The organism is Roseococcus sp. GW821-FHT12F05 (genome assembly GCF_058806835.1).
In genome coordinates this window covers 116,897-134,369 of the sequence record NZ_JBXAQB010000017.1, presented here as the reverse complement: position 1 = coordinate 134,369, position 17,473 = coordinate 116,897, and the positions used below count along the sequence as shown (strand labels likewise).

Sequence of the window (17,473 nt, the reverse complement as noted above, 5' to 3'; positions counted from 1 at the left end):
TCTTATTGGAGGGGGCGGCCTATCAGCGCCGTGTGACGGTTGGCTGACGGTCGGATGGCAGTCCTGTCAAACCAGTTCGAGCAGCAGCGACTTGGCCAGCAGGGCCGCGAGAACGCCGGTCCCGATCGCGGCGCCGACCGGCATCCATCGGTAGGACAAGGCAAAGGCGCCGCCGCCAATGATCAGGGCCCAGGCGAACAGGTCGCCATATTCGATGTATTCCACGGCCAACCTCCCCAACGCGTAATCTGTTGGAAATGATAGTCCTGGATTTGAAATGACGCCAGATTAATCTTTCCGGCGTAACGAGGATTTCGGGCGGCCCTGCGCGTCCCAGTTGGAATCGTTCAGCCAGGCCTCGATGGCATCGCGCCGGGCGGGCCATTCCTCCTCCAGAATGGAGAACCAGGCCGTGTCGCGGCGCCGCCCCTTCACCGTCAGCACAGCGCGCAGGGTGCCCTCATAGGTGAAGCCGAGCCGGCCGGCGGCCCCGCGGGAGGGCGCGTTCAGCGCATTGCATTTCCAGGTGAGGCGCCGGTAGCCCAGGTCGTCCATGGCGTGGCGCATGAGCAGGTACATGGCCTCGGTGGCCGCGCGGGTGCGCTGCATGCGGGGGCTGAACCAGATATTCCCCAGCTCGATATGCGCATGCGCCGGAAACATCTCCATCAGCGAGAGCCAGCCGTCCACCGTGCCGGTCCGGTGCGGCCGGACGGCCCAGACCATGGGGTCGTGCGTCGCGGCGAAATTGCCGACGAAGGTCCGCATCGCCGCCTCGTCCGCGAAGGGGCCGTAGCCCATATAGGCCCAGCTTTCCGGGGCGTTGTCCGCCTGGGCCGCCATCCAGAGATCCGCCGCGTGGCGGACATGGAGCGGCTCCAGATCGACGCTGCGGCCCTTGTGCGGGATGCGCGCCGGCAGCGGACGCGGGGTGGGATCGACCTTCGGGCCCACGGGCGGATCGGAGGCGGGGTCATGCGGCGGATGAAAATCTCTCATGCGTCCATATTCTTCTTCTTGCGCTGCAACGTAACCCACCCCAAAACGACCCGATGGACATCGACGTCGAACCCATCGTCAGCGCCCCCCCGGGGTTTTTCGCCGAGGAAGTCACCTGGGTCCATCATTGGACCGAAAGCCTCTTCAGCTTCAAATGCGGCCGCGACCCGGCGCTGCGCTTCACCTCGGGCCAGTTCGCGATGATCGGGCTGCTCGTCGGCGGCAAGCCGCTTGTCCGCGCCTATTCCATGGTGAGCCCCGCCTGGGAGGACCATCTGGAGTTCCTCTCCATCAAGGTGCAGGACGGGCCGCTGACCTCGCGCCTCCAGCACATCCATGTGGGCGACAAGGTGCTGATCGGCCGCAAGCCGGTGGGCACGCTGATCACCGACAACCTCCTGCCCGGCCGCAACCTCTGGATGCTGGCCACCGGCACCGGCCTCGCCCCCTTCATGTCGCTGATCCGCGACCCCGAGGTCTATGACCGCTACGAGCGCGTCATCGTCGCGCACACGGTGCGCGAGGTGAAGGAGCTCGCCTATCGCGACTACATCACCGGCGAGCTGCGCGACCACGAGCTGCTGGGCGAGATGGTCCGCGAGAAGCTGATCTACGCGCCCGCCGTCACGCGCGAGCCCTTCCCGGTCCAGGGCCGCATCACCACGCGCCTCGAATCCGGCGAGGCCGAGCGCCAGGCCGGCGTCGAGCGGCTCGACCCGGAATTCGATCGCGTGATGATCTGCGGCAGCGAGGCCATGAACGCCGACGTGAAGGCGCTGCTGGAAGCCCGCGGCTTCGTCGAGGGCACGAACCATGCCCCCGGCAGCTACGCGCTGGAAAAGGCCTTCGTCACCAAGTAGGGATTTCGCCGGGCGGATTCACGGCCCGGGCGACGCCGCCTCAGCCGATCGCACCCTTCTGAGCGGGCGATTCACGGCCTCGGCGAAGCCGCCTCAGCCGATCGCACGCTATAAATAATCCTGGGAATTCATCCTCCCGCGGCGCAACCCAGGCTTCCCTCAATGGTTAGGGTGGGGCCATGGAAATCCCGTTGAAAAACCCGCGAGCCCTGCCAAGCCCGCGGGAGGTCCTGGCGCGCGGCGCGCTCCTCCTCGATGTCGACGGGACGCTGATCAACCTCGCGCCGCGGCCGGACGAGGTGGTCGTCCCCGGCTCGCTGCGGATCGACCTCGAGGCGCTGCTCGCCGCCATGCACGGCGCCCTGGCCCTGATCACCGGCCGCGCGCTGACCGATGTCGAGGACCTCTTCGCCCCCCTCCGCCTGCCCGTCGCCGCCGAGCACGGCGCCGTGATGCGCGCCGTGCCGGGCGGCGACGCCCGCCGCGCCGTGCTGCCCGCCGCGCCCGAGGCCTGGCGCGGGACGGCGCTGGGTTTCGCCAAGCAGCATGACGGCGTCGTCTTCGAGGAGAAGCCTGCCGGCTTCGTCCTGCACTACCGCCTCGCGCCGGACCAGGGCGAGCCGGCCTTCGACCTCCTGGCCTCCCTGGTCAACACCACGCCCGATTTCGAGATCCTCCGGGCGTCCATGGCCTGGGAGGTCCGCCCGCGCGGCATCCACAAGGGCATCGCCGTGCGCGCGATCATGCGCGAGCCGCCTTTCGCCGGCCGCCTGCCCATCTTCATCGGCGACGACGTGACCGACGAGGACGGCATCGCCGCCGCAGAGGCGCTGGGCGGAATGGGCTATCGTGTCCCCGACGACTTCCCCGAGCCCGAGGCGGTCCGCGCCTGGCTCACATCCCTTTTGGCAGGAGCCCATGGCCCAGCCGCTTGATCTCGCCGCCATCGGCAACGGCACCGTCGCCGCCCTCGTCACGAAGGACGGGCGCGTCAGCTGGATGTGCTGGCCGCGCCTCGACGGCGACCCGATCTTCTGCGGGCTGCTCGACGGCACCGATCAGGAGGGCGGCTTCTGCGAGGTCTCGCTGACCCGCTTCGCGACCAGCGAGCAGCGCTACCGCCGCAACACCGCGATCCTGGAGACCGAGCTCTCGGACGACCGCGGCAGCAGGGTGCGCATCACCGACCACATGCCGCGCTTCCGCCGCTTCGGCCGCATGTTCCGCCCGCCCATGCTGGTGCGGCGCATCGAGCCCATGCAGGGCCGCCCGCGCATCCGCTTGCGCATCCGCCCGCGCTTCTCCTGGGGCGAGGAGGTGCCCCAGGGCCGCGCGGGCTCCAATCACATCCGCTTCGTCGGCGCCTCCGACACCATCCGCGTGACCACCGATGCGCCGCTCGGCTTCGTGCTGGGCGAGACAGAGTTCGCGCTGGACCGGCCGATCTCCATCCTCATCGGCCAGGACGACACGGTGGACGGCGCCGCCGTCCGCATCGCCCGCGAGTTCGAGGACGAGACCACCTCCTATTGGGAGGACTGGGTGCGCGGCCTCTCGGTGCCCTTCGAATGGCAGGACGCGGTGATCCGCGCCGCCATCACGCTGAAGCTCTGCGCGCATGACGACACGGGCGGCATCGTCGCCGCGCTGACCACCTCCATCCCCGAGGCGCCGGGCACCGCACGCAACTGGGACTACCGCTTCTGCTGGCTGCGCGATTCGCACTTCACCGTGATGGCGCTGAATCGCCTGGGCGCCACGAAGACCATGGAGGGCTACATTAACTACATCATCGGCGCGGTGCTGGAGCAGGAGCCGATGCTCCGCCCCGTCTATCCGCTGGTGCCGAACGCGCCGATCGACGAATGGGTCGCGACCGCGCTGAAGGGCTTCCGGGGCGACGGGCCCGTCCGCGTCGGCAATGCCGCGGCGATCCAGGTGCAGAACGACGTCTGGGGCTCGGTCGTGCTGGCCTCGGCCATGATGTTCTTCGACCGCCGCCTGCCGGTTCCGGGCGACGAGGCGCTGTACCGCCGCCTCGTGCCCGTCGGCGACCGCGCGGAGCAGGCGGCGCTCACGCCGGATGCCGGCATCTGGGAATATCGCGGCCGCGCGCGCATCCACACCTTCTCGGCCGCCATGTGCTGGGGCGCGCTGGACCGGCTCGGCCGCATCGCCGCCCATCTCGGCCTCGAAGACGAGGCGGCGGACTGGAAGCGCCGCGCCGACCGGCTGAAGGCTGCCATCCTCGACGGCGCCTGGAACCATTCCACCGGCGCGCTGCAGGAGGTCTTCGGCGGCGAGGGGCTGGACGCGGCTCTGCTGCTGCTGCCCGAGATCGGCCTGCTGCCGCCCTCCGATCCGCGCTTCGTCGCAACCGTCGAGGCCATCGAGCGCGAGCTGATGCGCGACGGGCTGCTGCTGCGCTACGGCCTGCCCGACGATTTCGGAGTGCCGGACACCGCCTTTCTCGTCTGCTCCTTCTGGCTGGTGGATGCGCTGCATTCCATCGGCCGCAAGGAGGATGCGCGCAAGCTCTTCGAGAAGATCCTGAGCCTGCGCAACCATGTGGGACTTCTCGCCGAGGATGTGGAGCCGAAGAGCGGACAGCTCTGGGGGAACTTCCCCCAGACCTACTCGCAGGTCGGCCTGATCCTCTGCGCCATGCGGCTGTCCCGAAGCTGGGAGGATGGCTTTTGGCGCGCCTGGTGATCGTTTCGAACCGTGTCCCGCCCCTGAAGGAATCCGGCCCCATGGCCGGCGGCCTCACCGTCGCGCTGCAGGAGGCGGTCAAGCGCCGCGAGATGCTGTGGTTCGGCTGGTCGGGCGAGAGCTCCGATCGTCGCGAGCCGCGCATCTCCACCGCCGGCAACCGCACGCATGCGCTGATCGACCTCACGCCGCAGGAGCACCGGCTCTACTATGCCGGCTTCTGCAACAGCCTGCTCTGGCCGCTGCTGCACTACCGCTTCGGCCTCGCGCAGTTCCGCCGCGCGGAGGAGGAGGGCTGGCGCGCCGTGAACCACCGCTTCGCCGAACAGCTCCTGCCGCTGCTGCGCGAGGACGACACCATCTGGATCCACGACTTTCATCTCTTTCCGCTCGCCGCGGCGCTGCGCGAGCTGGGTGTGCGGCAGAAGATCGGCTTCTACCTGCATGTCCCCTTCCCACCACCCGCACTCTTCGCCGCCCTGCCCCGGGCCAATGCGCTGCTGCGCGACCTCCAGGCCATCGATCTGATCGGCACCCAGACCTCGGACGACGCCGAGCACCTCTCCGACGCGCTGCGGCAGCAGGGGGTGAACACGCCGGTCGCGGTCTTCCCGGTCGGCATCAACACGGAGGCCTTCGCGCGCGCCGCCACGCAGGCCGCCTCCCGCAAGGACGCGCAGCGCTTCCGCGAAAGCCTGGTGGGCCGCAAGCTCATCTTCGGCGTGGACCGGCTGGACTACAGCAAGGGCCTGCCGCAGCGCGTGCTCGGCTACGCCGACCTGCTCAAGCGCTACCCGCAGCACCGCGGCAAGGTGACCTTCCTCCAGGCGGCGCCGGTCTCGCGCGGCGAGGTCGCGCAGTACCGCATCCTTCGCCGCGAGATGGACGAGCTGGTCGGCCGCATCAACGGCGAGTACGCCGAGGTGGACTGGGTGCCGCTGCGCTGGACCACGCGGCCCATCCCACGGCGGACGCTCGCCGGCTTCCTGCGCATGGCCAACATCGCGCTGGTGACGCCGCTGCGCGACGGCATGAACCTTGTCGCGAAGGAGTTCGTCGCCGCCCAGCCGCCGGAGGATCCCGGCGTGCTCATCCTCTCGCACTTCGCCGGCGCGGCGCGCGAGATGGAGGGCGCGGTGAAGGTGAACCCGAACGACCCGGACGAGATCGCCGAGGCGCTGGATCTCGCGATCAACATGCCCATCGCCGAGCGGCGCGAGCGCTGGCGGCTGGACTACGACAAGCTCGCCGAGGCGGGAGCGAGCGGCTGGTCCCGCTCCTTCCTGGCGAGCCTGAACCGGGCGGAGTTCTCGCCGAACGGATCGGCGGAGGGCGAAGGCGCGGGGAAGTGATAGGTCGCCCCGCCCTCCTTCCGCGATCGGCGATGGCGCGGTAGCGTCCCCGGGTCAAAGGGGACACGCCATGATCGTCGAAGAGCGCATCTACACCATGCATCCAGGCCAGATCGGCAACTACGTGAAGGCCTATGCGGCCGAAGGGCTCGCCATCCAGAAGCCCATCCTGGGCCGGCTCGTGGGCTACTACACGACCGAGTTCGGGCCGCTGAACCAGGTGATCCACATGTGGGCCTATGAGAGCTTCGCCGAGCGCGCGGAGCGCCGCACGAAACTCTTCGCCGACCAGAGCTGGCTCGACTACCTCGGCAAGGTGCGCGGCATGATCGCGACGCAGGAGAGCAAGCTGCTCATCCCGGCGCCGTTCCTCACGGTGAAGTGGCAGGACTGATTCCTCTGCGAGGCCGATTCACGTCTCAGGCCGAAGAGGCCTGAGACAATCGGGCTCGTGCCGCCAGCAGGCGGTAGCGCATCCAGCCTTCCGTCAGCAGGGTTTCCAGCAGGAGCCCACCGATCTCGGCCTCGGCCCTGAGGCCGAGACCGAGGAGGCGCGGCACCAGGCTGCGCCGCCGCAGCTGCGCGATGCGCGCCGCGACATGCGCCATGTCGCGCACCTGCAGCAGCGGGTTCAGATCCCGCTCGCCGACGAGGGTGAGCCCCGCCGCCTCCAGCGCCCGCCGCCAGCCCGTGCAGTCGGGCGCGGAGGGGCAGCGCCAGTGATGCTGGAATTCGGCCAGCCGCCGCGCCGGCTCCGGCGGCAGCGCCGGCTCGGGCATGTCGTCCACGACCAGGAGGTGACCGCCCGGTGCCAGCGAACGCGCCAGCCCCGCCAGGGTGACGCCCAGATCGGCGCTGTGGATCAGGCTCTCGATCCCATAGATCAGGTCGAAGGGGCCGGGGGGTGGCGCATCATAGCTGCGGACCTCGATCCGCACGCGGCCGGTCAGCCTGGCCGCGGCGATGGCACGCATGCCCCGCGCGGCCTGCTCCGGCGAGAGGGTGAGGCCCGTCCAGTCGCCGCCGAGCTTCGGCGCAAGGTCGATCATGGTGGCGCCGTAGCCGCAGCCGGCATCCAGCGCGCGGAAACCCTTGGGCAGGACGACGCCCTCCAGCATCAGGCGATGGATGACCATCGGCGAGGGCTGGCCGCCTTCGGGGTCGGCCAGTGCGCGGTGGACGGGATGCGCCGCCTCGCCCTCGGCACGCCGCTCGCGAAAGAAGGAGAGCCGGTCCAGGTTGCGGTAGTAGCGCCGCACGCGGCGCGCCTGGATCTCCGAGGCGTGGGACATGCGGCTCCTGGTTCAGACCGATTCCGCATGGTTCGATGACAGAGGCGTGTCGTCCAGTAGCCTCGCGGCGAGATCGCGCAGATCCTGCGCGGCAGGGCTGGACGGGTGGCGCGTCAGAAGCGGGACCTGCGCCCGGATCGCGGCCGGAACCTTCGGGTCCCGCCGGACCGCCCCCAGCAGCTTCACGCCGACGCCGAGGAAGCCGCGGCAGGCGGAATCCAGCGCCGCATGGACCTTCAGCGCCTGGGCGCGTTGCGACACCAGGTTCACCAGCACGCCGGCCCGCGCGTGCGGCGCGTCGCGGCGGTGCAGCTTCAGCACGGCATAAGCGTCGGTGAGGCTGGTCGGCTCCTCGCTCGCGACGACGACAAGCAGGTCGGCCCGCGCCGCGAGATGCCGCTGCGCCGCGCCGAGACCGGCACCGAGGTCCAGCACCACCTGGCGCCGCTGCTCCCGCAGCAGGGCGACGAGGGCGCTCCCGTCCATCGCCGCCAGCGCCGCCGAGCCGGATCGCCCGGGCAGGACATCGAAGCCTGCCGGATGGCGGATCGTCGCCTGCGCCGCCTCGCAGCGCCCGGCCAGAACGTCGCCGAGATCCAGCCGCGGCTGAAGGCCGAGCTGCACGTCCACATTGGCGAGGCCGAGATCGCCATCTACCAGAAGGACATCGCGCCCCGCCTCGGCCAGCGCCTGGGCGAGGCCGATGGCGAGGCAGGTCTTGCCCACGCCGCCCTTGCCGGAGGCGATCGCGATCAGCATGGGGTGGTCTCCCTTTGAGGACCGGCGGCGAGGCGGTCGGCCAGCCAGCGGGGGGTGAGCGGCTGCAGCCCGGCCGCGACCTGCGGGCCGATCCCCGCCTCGGTCAGCGCGAGCCCGGCCGCCGCGGCCGCGAGCACGCCGCCCAGCCGACGCGCCATGTCGAGCCGCGTGGGCAGCAGGTGCCGCGCGCCGAGCAGATGAAAGGCGCGCGCCAGATCAGCGGATTCCTCGGCGTCGAGGCCGGCGGGCAGGACCAGCACAGGCATGGCGTCGGCGGCCTGGGCGAGGCGATGCAGGCGCTCGGCCTGCGCGGCGTCGAAGGGGTCGCAGCCGAAGCCGTCGATGAAGGCGGGCTGGCCGGGCCTTCGCGTCTGCATCGCCTTGGCCAGCACCTCCGGCTGCGCGGCCACGGCGAGCGTCAGGCCAAGCAGTCGCGTGAAGGCGGCGAGCTGCTCCACCGCGCCGGCCCTGTTACCGTCGGCCGTGACGACGAGTGGCGGCTGCCCTCCCATGGTCGCGCGCGCGGCGAGCTTCGCGCAACTCAGGGTCTTGCCGGCACCGGGCGGACCGACGAGGAGGATCGGGCGATCCTCCGGCAGCGGCGCGAAGTCGAGCCGTGCGGTGAGGGCTTCCGCGAGGTCGGCTCCGGCGAAGCGCAGCGCCGGCGGCAAATTGTGCCGCGCAAGCTCGAAGCGCGGCGCCGCGACGGGCGGGATCAGCTCCGGCTCGGCGGTCTCCAGTGCGACGGTGAGCTCCACCCCGCCGCCGACGCGCCGCGTGCCGAGCACCACGGCCTCCTCGCCCATCTCCTCGCGCGCCGCCGCGATGGCGAGGGACGCATTGCGGGCCCGGAAGACGCGCAGCCGCATCCGTCAGACGCTGCCCAGCGTGCGGATGCGCGCGCGCGGATGGATCTCGGATTGCGAGAGCACGGAGGTGCTGGGGCGGAAGCGTTCCACGATCGCACGCAGATGCGGCCGCAGCGCGCCGGAGCAGAGCAGGATCGCATGCTCGCCCTGCGCGGCCTGGGCATCGAGCACGTCGCGCAGCCGCTGCATGAAGGCCTGGAGGCGGCCCGGATCCATGACGAGCTGCCGGTCCTCGGCGGGACCGCCGAGGCATTCGGTGAAGGCTACCTCCCATTCCGGCGAGAGCGTGACCAGCGGCACGTAGCCTTGCGGCCCCCGCGCGGATTCCGAGAGCTGACGGGCGAGCCGCATGCGCACGATGCTCAGCATCTGCGGCACGGCGCGGAGATTGGCCGTCGCCGCCTCCTGCAGGCCCTCAAGGATAGTCGGCAGGTCGCGGATGGAGACGCGCTCGGCCAGCAGCGCCTGGAGCAGACGTTGCAGGACGCCGACGCTCACCTGTGTCGGAATCAGGTCTGAGACGAGCTTCTGCTGCTCCTTCGGCAGCTCGTCGAGCAGCTTCTGGGTCTCGGCATAGGAGAGCAGCTCGCTCATGTTCTCGCGCACCACCTCGGTGAGATGCGTCGCCAGCACGCCGGCGCAGTCCACCACCGTGCAGCCGCGCATCAGCGCCTCGTCGCGCAGCTTCTCTTCGATCCAGAGCGCGGGCAGGCCAAAGGCGGGCTCGCTGGTCTTTTCCCCCGGCATGTCGGGCGTGCCGCCCTCGGGATTGATCGCGAGATGCAGCGGCGGACGCAGCTGGCCGCGCGCGGCCTCGATCTCCTTCACGCGCAGGATGTAGGTGTCGGGCGGCAGGTCCAGATTGTCCTGGATGCGGACGGAGGGCAGCACAAAGCCCATCTCCTGCGCGATGCTCCGGCGCAGCCCGCGGATCTGCTCGGTCAGCCGCGGCGCGTCGCCGGAGGCCAGCGAGAGCAGCCCGTAGCCAAGCTCCAGCCGCAGCAGGTCCATGCGCAGCGCCTCGGAGACGGCGGGCTCGGTCGGCACGGCGGGCGGCGTGTCCGGCTCCGGTGGCGGAAGCTTCGAGGCCTTGCGCTGGAACCAGGCGGCCGCGCCCGTCGCGCCCGCGGCGACGACGAAGGGGATCAGCGGCATGCCCGGCATCAGCCCCAGGAAGAGCGAGGCGGCGGAGGCGATGGCGAGCGGCTTCCAGCCCGCGAGCTCGCGCGCCATGAGCTGGTCCGCCTGCTCCTCGCGCGCCGCCTTGGTGACGATGATCGCCGCGGCTACCGAGACGAGCAGCGCGGGAATCTGCCCCACCAGCCCGTCGCCGACGGTCAGGATGGAATAGGTCTCGACCGCGTCCATGAAGCCCATGCCGTGCCGGCCCACGCCGATCGCGAGGCCGCCCAGCAGGTTGATGAAGGTGGAGACCAGCCCCGCGACCGCATCGCCCTTCACGAACTTCGCGGCACCGTCCATCGCGCCATGGAAGCCGCTCTCCTCCTGGAGCTCGCGGCGGCGCTCGCGCGCCTGGTTCTCGTCGATGGTGCCAGCGTTGAGGTCGGCGTCGATCGCCATCTGCTTGCCGGGCATGGCGTCGAGGTGGAAGCGCGCCGCGACCTCGGCCACGCGGCTCGCGCCCTTGGACACGACGACATGGTTCACCAGCAGCAGGATGGCGAAGACGATCATGCCGACCAGGATGTCGCCGCCCATCAGGTAGCGGCCGAAGGTGGCGATGACGGCGCCTGCCGCTTCCGGCCCCTCATGCCCGCTCGCCAGGATGGCGCGCGTGGTGCCGACGTTGAGGCCGAGGCGGAAGAGCGTCGTGATGAGCAGGAGCTGCGGGAAGGACTGGAAGTCGAGCGGGCGCGCCAGCAGCAGTGTCACCATCAGCATCAGCACGGAGGCGGTGATGTTCAGCGCGGAGGCGGCGTCCAGCAGTGGGCCCGGCAGCGGCACGATCAGGATGACGAGCACCAGCACGATGCCGGTGACCAGCGCCGCCTCCGAGGAGACACGTAGCCCGGCGAGCCAGGGCGGGAGCGCGATGGCCTTCACGCGACCTTCCAGGCATCAGGCATCTGGCCCGGCGCGGGCGGCACGGTGAGACCCTGGCCGCGATATTCGGCGAGTTTGTTGCGCAGCGTGCGAATGGAGATGCCAAGAATCTCCGCGGCCCGCGTCCGATTACCGAGGCAGCGGCCCAGCGTCTCGAGGATGAGCTCGCGCTCCACCTCTTCCATGCGCCGGCCAACCAGTGCGGCAATCGCGGGTTCGGAGGCTTTCATGACGATGGAAGCGGCAGGCTCGACGGCCGGCACATCCGGCACAGCCCCCAGCTCGATCGCCTCCGCACCGATCTCGCGGCCGGAGGCGAGCAGCACCGCGCGATGCATGGCGTTCTCCAGCTCGCGCACGTTGCCGGGCCAGGGATGCGCCATCAGCCGCGCCGTCGCGAGCGGAGCCAGCAGCCGGTCGGGCAGGCCGTTCGCGGCCGAGTAGCGCGTCGCGAAATGCGTGGCCAGGGCGAGGATATCCCCCGTCCGCTCACGCAGCGGCGGGATGCGGAGCTGCACCACATTCAGCCGAAAGTAGAGGTCCTCGCGGAACCGCCCCGCGCGCACCTCGGCCTGAAGGTCGCGGTTGGTCGCGGCCAGGATGCGCACGTCGACCTTCACCGGCTGCGAGCCACCGAGCTTGTCCACCTCCCGTTCCTGGATGGCGCGCAGCAGCTTGGCCTGGAGGCGGGGATCCATCTCGCCGATCTCGTCCAGCAGCAGCGTTCCGCGCTCCGCCTGCTCGAACTTGCCCTTCCGCGTGGCGACGGCGCCGCTGAAGGCGCCCTTCTCATGCCCGAAGAGTTCGCTCTCCAGCAGGTTCTCCGGCAGCGCCGCGCAGTTGAGCGCGACGAAGGGCCCGCGCGCTCGGCGCGAGGCGGCGTGGATGTGGCGCGCCAACACCTCCTTGCCCGTGCCGCTCTCGCCGGTGATCAGCACCGAGGCCTCTGAGCGCGCGAGCTGCTCGGCGCGGGTCAGCAGCGTCTGCATCGCGGGATCGCGGCAGACGGGCGCGCCGTCCTTCGCGGTGACGGCCTCCAGCATGGCCGCGATCAGCTCGGCGTCGGGCGGCAATGGGAGAAATTCGCGCGCGCCAGCACGGACGGCGCGCAGCACGGCCTCCGAATCCGCGTCCAGCCCGCAGGCGACGACCGGTGTGGCGATGCGCTCCTCGGCCAGGCGCTGCAGCAGCCAGGGCAGATCGTGGATCACGTCGGCCAGCACGAGGTCGGCGCCCTCGCCGCGCAGATGCGCCAGCCCCGAGGCCACGCCATCCGCCTGCGCGAGCGTCGCCCCCCGCGCATTGGCGATCCGCGCCGCCTGCCCCAGCTCGCCCGAGAGCGAGCCGATGATGAGCAGCCGCGTCATATCCCGCGATCCGCCTTCACGATCTCGGTCATGGTGATGCCGAGGCGATTGTCCTCCACCATCACGACCTCGCCGCGCGCGACGAGGCGGTTGTTGACGTAGATGTCCACCGCCTCGCCCAGCTTGCGGTCCAGCTCCACCACCGCGCCACGGCCGAGCTTGAGGAGCTGGCTCACCTGCATCGTCGCCCGGCCCAGCACGGCGCTGACCTGGACGGGGATGTCGTACACCGCCTCCAGGTCGCGCTGGACCGGCGGCCGCTCGACGGCGGGCGTCACGCCCGGCGGCGTGGGCTCGAAATCCGCAGGATCGCTCACAGACTATTCCACAAGCTGATCATCCTTGCCCTCCGAGAGCTGAATCTGTCCTTGCGAGGCAAGGTCCTTCGCGGCGGCGACCACCGCGGCCTGCGCCTCGTCCACATCCTTGAGCCGCACCGGCCCCAGCGAAGCGATGTCGTCGCGCAGCAGCTTGGCCGCGCGCTCGGTCATGTTGCGGAAGAAGAGCTCGCGCATCTCCTCGGCCGCGCCCTTCAGCGCCAGGGTCAGCTTGTCCTTCTCGACGGCGCGCAACAGCACCTGCAGCCCCTGCGTATCCAGGCGCCGCAGGTCGTCGAAGGTGAACATGAGGGCGCGGATGCGCTCGGCCGCCTCGAGGTTGCGCTCCTCCAGCGCAACCATGATGCGGCCCTCCGCCTGACGGTCGAGCCCGTTGAAAATCTCGGCCATCATCTCGTGCGCGTCGCGGCGCGTGGAGCGCGCGAGGTTCGACATGAACTCCATCTTCAGCGTGCGCTCGACGCCCTCCAGCGCCTCCTTCTGCACATTCTCCATGCGGAGCATGCGCATCACCACCTCCATCGCGAAGCCGTCGGGTAGGATGGAAAGCACGCGCGCGGCGTGGTCGGGCTTCACCTTGGTGAGCACCACCGCGACGGTCTGCGGATACTCGTTCTTCAGGTAGTTCGCGAGCACCGTCTCGTTCACGTTGCCGAGCTTGTCCCACATGGTGCGCCCCGCCGGGCCGCGGATCTCCTCCATGATCTGGGCCACGCGCTCGCGCGGCAGCGTCTTGAGCAGCAGGCGCTCGGTGCTCTCGAAGGAGCCGACAAGATGCCCCGCCTTGCCGAGATGCGTGGCGAACTCGTCGCAGATCTGCTCGACCATCAGCGCGGGAATCGTGCCCAGTTGCGACATCGCGTGGGAGAGGTCGCGGATCTCGTCCTCGTGCATGCGCGCGAAGAGCCGCGTCGCATGCTCCTCACCGAGTGCCAGCATGAGCACCGCGGCCTTCTGTGGCCCGCGCAGGGATCGCGTGACACTCATTCTTCATCCTCCGGCGTGAGCCAGCGTCGGATGACGAGCAGAGCCTGATCGGGATTCTCCTCCACCAGCGCGGTGATCCGCGCGATCGACGAGGCGCGCATCTGGCCCTGCACATGGGCGAGATGGATCATGCGCTCCTCCTCCGATCCGGGCTCGACGCCGGGCGGCAGCATGGGTTGCCCATCCGCGGTCAGTGCGACAATCGGAACGCCATTGGCATCCAGCGCCATCGTGCCGCCACCGGCGCCTGCGAGAGCCGGCATCGGGTTCATCGAGATCGCGAGCTTCTTCGCGACCGGCCGCGCCACCAGCAGCAGGGTGAGCAGGATCAGCAGCCCGATCACCGCCGTCTCCATCAGCCGCGCCAGCGTGGCCTGGGAGATGTCGAGGCCCAGCGGTCCGGTCTCGCGCGTCACGGCCTCCGTCTCGGCGAAGCGCATGGAAACCACCTCCACCCGGTCGCCGCGCTGCTCGTTGAAGCCGACCGCGTTGCGCACGAGGCCGGAGATGCGCGCCAGCTCCTCCGGCGTTCGCTCGCGGTGCACCGGCGGGCCTTCGGGCTGCGCTTCGGTGACGCCATCCACCAGCACCGCGACCGTCAGCCGGCGGACCACCGGATGCTCCCGCAGCACATTGCGGGTGGAGCGGCCGATCTCGTAGTTGATCGTTTCCTCCTGGCGGTTCTCGGTGTTGCCGTTGCCGCTGCCCTGTGGCTCGGACCCGGGCAGGTTGTTGCCGACGCTGACCGTGCCGTTCTCCTGCGTGCGGTTGTTCTCGGTCGTGGACTGGGTGCTGCGCGGCACTTGGTTGTCCGGGTCGAAGCGCTCCTCGCGCGTCTCCACCCGGTCGAAGTCCATCTCCATGGCGACCTCGGCGCGGACGCGGCCGGGGCCGAGCACGCGCTCCAGCATCTCCTCCACGCCGCGTGCCAGCCGCGCCTCCTGCCCGCGCCGCAGCTCGTCCTGCGTCTGCGCGCCGGCCGGGCCGGTGAGGGGCTGGCCGCCCCGCGCCAGCAGCTCGCCGCGGCTGTCCACGATGGAGACGTTCTGCGGCCGCAGCCCGGACACCGCCGTCACCACCAGATGCAGCACCGCCTGCACACCCTCGCGGTCCAGCCGCTGCACGCCCTGCATGGTCAGCAGCACGCTGGCCTGCGCCTCGGCCCGCTCGCGGGAAAAGGCCTCGCGGCGCGGCAGCACGAGATGCACGCGCGCGGCCCGCACGCCCTGCAGCGCGCGGATGCTGCGCGCCAGCTCCCCCTCCAATGCGCGGAGGCGGTTCATTTCCTGCTGGAAGGGCGTGGTGGTGAGGCTCTCGCCGCGGTCGAAGATCTCGTTGCCGATGGAGCCGCCGGACGGCAGGCCCTCGCGCGCCAGGGAGAGGCGCAGCCGCGGCACGTCCTCGGCCGGGACCAGGATCTGCGTGCCGTTGGCGGCGAGGCGATAGGGCACGCGCTGCCGCTCCAGCGACGCCACCACGGCGCCCGCGTCCCGCGTCTCCAGCTCGCCGTAGAGCAGGCCCATGGGCGGCGTGCCGGCGCGCAGCGCCAGCCAGGCGACGAGCCCCAGCACGGCGATTCCCACGCCCGCCAGCGCCAGAAGCTGCACGCGCCCGAGCCCGCGGAGCTGCCCGATCAGGTTCTGCACGGTCCCCCCGGACGTCGCGCATGGCAAGGCAACATGAAGGTCTCCCGGAGCGCCTCCTGCGCCCTGGGCAGAACTTGCCGTGAGACCCCTTGCCGAAGGGTTAACGCGATCGGCGATTCATGGCGTCAACTCCCGCCGGGCAGGCCGCGCAGCTTGTCGAAGGCCACCGTGACCGCGCCGAGGTTCAGGCGGACCTCGCCTTCGCGCCGCTCCACGCCGGTCGCGCGTGCCAGCACGGTGCCGGTCACCTCCGCCTCCGTGCCGTCCGAGGCCGCGCCCACCAGCACGTAGCTGTAGGCGCCGTCCGGCCGCTGCACGCCATCCGCGTCCTTTCCGTCCCAGACCCAGTCCTGGGTCGAGCCGCTGAGGTCCACCTGCGCCGAGCGGATCAGATTGCCCTGCGAATCCAGCACGCCGATGCCCACGCGGCGCGCCTCGCCCGCGGGCGGCAGCCGCAGCGTGGCTTGGCCGCCCTGCAGCGAGAGTTGGTCGCTCTCCACCTCGACCAGCCGCCCCATCAGGGGCGCCGCGCCGACGAGCTGCGCACCCTGCTGCACCGAGATCAGCGATTCGAGGTTCGTGTTCGTGCGGAGCTGCTGCTCGACGCCGGCGAACTGCACGAGCTGCTGCGTCATCTCGTTGGGATCCATGGCGTTGGTCGGATCCTGGTTCTTCAGCTGCGTCGTCAGCAGGGTGAGGAAGGTGTTGAAATCCGCGCCGAACCCCGTGGTGGGGCTGGTGCTGCGCGGGGCGGCGGTGTTGCCCGCGCCGTTCGTGCCGTTGACAGTGCCGCTCATGGCGGGCGTCCCTTTCCGTCAGATGTTGAGGTCGAGCAGGCTGTGCAGCACGCGTGGCGGCGATGCCTCGCGCTCGGGTGCCGGCAAACGGGCGGCAGGGCCGCCGCCATGGCCGCGCGGACCATCGTGCCGGCCTGCGCCGGGCTCCTGGCCGAAGCCGCCACTGCTGCCGCCGGCCGGTGTGTCGAGCGAGAAGTCGATGCCGGCAGAATCCACGCGCAGCCCCGCCTCGGCAAGGCCGCGATCGAGCTCGTGCCGGTCGCGCTGGAGCAGGGCCAACGTCTCCGGCCGCTCCGCCGTCACGCGGACGCTGTGGCTGTCGCCCTCGCGCTGCACGTGGATCTCGACGCGGCCCAGCTCGGCGGGCTCGAGGGACAGGCTGAAGCCGTTGGACCCGCCCGGCGCGAAGGCCAGTGCGACCGCGACGGAGGACACCTGGCGCGCGGGAGAGGGCGGCGGCGCGGTGGCGGGGGGGGCCGCGGCCTCCACGAAGTTGGGACGCGTCCAGGCCAGGAGGCCCGCCAGCTCCGGCGGGAGGATCGGCGTGACGGCCTGGGCAAGACCCGCCGCGGGCGGCAGCGTCGGGCGTTCCGAGACCACGACGTGGAGCTCGGCTTGCGCGGGCTTCGGTGGGGCCGGCGCCTCGGACAGGGGCGACGTGGCCTCCGCCTCCGGAGCGGGAGCCGTGGCGAGAGGCGCCATGCCGTCGGGCGACGGCGTGGCCGCTCTCGGGGCGCTGCTCGGCGCAGTGGCGGGCGCCTTCGCGGCCAGCGGCACGGACGGCGGGGCGGGAGGCGGCGCAAGGCCCGGGATGGCCGGGCTGGCCTGATCCTCGTCTTCATCGGCGGGGGCGGGAACGGCGGCCTTGATCGCCGGTGGCGGTCGGGACGGCTGGGTCGGCGCAGGAAGCGCCGATGGCAGGAGCGAGGTGAACAGGTCCTCGGCGACGATGGGCTGCTTTACGCCGCGTTCTTCCTCCATCTCCGGCCCGTCCACGGGAGGTTCGGTGGCGATGGCCGGCGATTCCGGCATGGCGACCGGCGGCAACAGCATCTCGGGCAGCGGTGCTTCCGTGGGCGTCGGCTCAGGCGCCTGCGCGGGTGTCACGGCCGGGACCGCAACTGCGGTCCCCTGCGTCGGCGCCGCGGGAACGGGGATCGGATCACCCGTCAGAGGCGTGGGCACGATGGAAACAGCCGGAGCGGTCGCCGGCACGACGGAATTGACGGGAGCGGTCATGGCTGGCGTCGCCGAAACGGCCGACGTCGGGCCCGCCTCGACCGCTACCGCCAGGCTCCGCGTCAGCGCCGCCGCGAACCCTCCCTCGCCGTCGGACTCGGCCATGGCGACTCCGAGGGCCGGAAGCGCAGCCGACGCCGGCGCTACGATGGACAAGGCGGCATCCATGGCGGATCCCCCGCGGTGCCTCCG

The 17,473-nt window shown here is 70.8% G+C and carries 17 protein-coding genes; 5 read left to right on the top strand and 12 right to left on the bottom strand.

All coding sequences use genetic code 11. The features are described 5' to 3' along the window. Positions 1-66: 66 nt before the first annotated feature. Together AC1ROY_RS29170 and AC1ROY_RS29165 are read right to left on the bottom strand one after the other, a co-directional pair. Positions 67-225 (bottom strand): hypothetical protein, encoded by a 159-nt coding sequence (locus tag AC1ROY_RS29170; RefSeq protein WP_165585429.1) that lies wholly within the window; start codon positions 223-225, stop codon positions 67-69. A 63-nt stretch (positions 226-288) separates the two neighbouring features. Beyond that, entirely contained in the window at positions 289-999 is a 711-nt protein-coding gene (locus tag AC1ROY_RS29165) for a GNAT family N-acetyltransferase (protein ID WP_493152446.1), read from the bottom strand. A gap of 53 nt (positions 1,000-1,052) precedes the next feature. Here AC1ROY_RS29165 and AC1ROY_RS29160 point away from each other — a divergent pair, with 53 nt between their 5' ends. The 5 genes from AC1ROY_RS29160 (at position 1,053) to AC1ROY_RS29140 (ending at position 6,317) form a co-directional block, all read left to right on the top strand. Continuing rightward, a complete protein-coding gene (locus tag AC1ROY_RS29160) occupies positions 1,053-1,859 on the top strand; it encodes a ferredoxin--NADP reductase (RefSeq protein WP_493152445.1) in 807 nt (268 codons plus the stop codon). Between the two features lie 191 nt (positions 1,860-2,050). Further along, positions 2,051-2,794, top strand: coding sequence for a trehalose-phosphatase (otsB, locus tag AC1ROY_RS29155; RefSeq protein WP_493152444.1), 744 nt, complete (start codon positions 2,051-2,053; stop codon positions 2,792-2,794). Continuing rightward, positions 2,778-4,571, top strand: coding sequence for a glycoside hydrolase family 15 protein (locus tag AC1ROY_RS29150; protein ID WP_493152443.1), 1,794 nt, complete (start codon positions 2,778-2,780; stop codon positions 4,569-4,571). The genes otsB and AC1ROY_RS29150 overlap by 17 nt, the downstream gene beginning before the upstream one ends. After that, positions 4,556-5,923: an alpha,alpha-trehalose-phosphate synthase (UDP-forming) gene (locus tag AC1ROY_RS29145; protein WP_493152442.1), complete on the top strand. Its 1,368-nt coding sequence runs from the start codon at positions 4,556-4,558 to the stop codon at positions 5,921-5,923. Before AC1ROY_RS29150 ends, AC1ROY_RS29145 begins: the two co-directional genes overlap by 16 nt. Positions 5,924-5,993: 70 nt before the next feature. After that, positions 5,994-6,317: an NIPSNAP family protein gene (locus AC1ROY_RS29140; protein WP_493152440.1), complete on the top strand. Its 324-nt coding sequence runs from the start codon at positions 5,994-5,996 to the stop codon at positions 6,315-6,317. Between the two features lie 25 nt (positions 6,318-6,342). Here the strand turns inward: AC1ROY_RS29140 and AC1ROY_RS29135 are convergent, their stop codons facing one another. The 10 genes from AC1ROY_RS29135 to AC1ROY_RS29090 form a co-directional block, all read right to left on the bottom strand. Then, entirely contained in the window at positions 6,343-7,215 is an 873-nt protein-coding gene (locus AC1ROY_RS29135) for an SAM-dependent methyltransferase (protein WP_493152439.1), read from the bottom strand. Positions 7,216-7,227: 12 nt separating this feature from the next. Beyond that, entirely contained in the window at positions 7,228-7,974 is a 747-nt protein-coding gene (locus AC1ROY_RS29130) for a nucleotide-binding protein (protein WP_493152438.1), read from the bottom strand. After that, a complete protein-coding gene (locus tag AC1ROY_RS29125) occupies positions 7,968-8,843 on the bottom strand; it encodes a flagellar biosynthesis protein FlhF (RefSeq protein ID WP_493152437.1) in 876 nt (291 codons plus the stop codon). Before AC1ROY_RS29125 ends, AC1ROY_RS29130 begins: the two co-directional genes overlap by 7 nt. A gap of 3 nt (positions 8,844-8,846) precedes the next feature. Beyond that, positions 8,847-10,907 carry a flagellar biosynthesis protein FlhA gene (gene flhA / locus AC1ROY_RS29120; RefSeq protein ID WP_493152436.1) on the bottom strand — a complete coding sequence of 687 codons (2,061 nt, stop codon included), beginning with the start codon at positions 10,905-10,907 and terminating at the stop codon, positions 8,847-8,849. Next, the gene (locus tag AC1ROY_RS29115; protein ID WP_493152435.1) at positions 10,904-12,274 is read right to left on the bottom strand and encodes a sigma-54 dependent transcriptional regulator; all 1,371 of its coding nucleotides are present in this window, start codon (positions 12,272-12,274) and stop codon (positions 10,904-10,906) included. Before AC1ROY_RS29115 ends, flhA begins: the two co-directional genes overlap by 4 nt. Then, entirely contained in the window at positions 12,271-12,552 is a 282-nt protein-coding gene (gene fliN, locus AC1ROY_RS29110; RefSeq protein WP_493152482.1) for a flagellar motor switch protein FliN, read from the bottom strand. Before fliN ends, AC1ROY_RS29115 begins: the two co-directional genes overlap by 4 nt. Positions 12,553-12,594: 42 nt before the next feature. Then, positions 12,595-13,599, bottom strand: a complete 1,005-nt coding sequence (gene fliG / locus AC1ROY_RS29105) for a flagellar motor switch protein FliG (protein ID WP_493152433.1) — start codon at positions 13,597-13,599, stop codon at positions 12,595-12,597. Next, positions 13,596-15,245, bottom strand: a complete 1,650-nt coding sequence (fliF, locus tag AC1ROY_RS29100) for a flagellar basal-body MS-ring/collar protein FliF (RefSeq protein ID WP_493152432.1) — start codon at positions 15,243-15,245, stop codon at positions 13,596-13,598. Before fliF ends, fliG begins: the two co-directional genes overlap by 4 nt. 125 nt (positions 15,246-15,370) lie before the next feature. After that, positions 15,371-16,042 (bottom strand): flagellar hook capping FlgD N-terminal domain-containing protein, encoded by a 672-nt coding sequence (locus tag AC1ROY_RS29095; protein WP_493152431.1) that lies wholly within the window; start codon positions 16,040-16,042, stop codon positions 15,371-15,373. A gap of 18 nt (positions 16,043-16,060) precedes the next feature. Next, entirely contained in the window at positions 16,061-17,386 is a 1,326-nt protein-coding gene (locus AC1ROY_RS29090) for a flagellar hook-length control protein FliK (RefSeq protein ID WP_493152430.1), read from the bottom strand. Between the last annotated feature and the right edge of the window lie 87 nt (positions 17,387-17,473).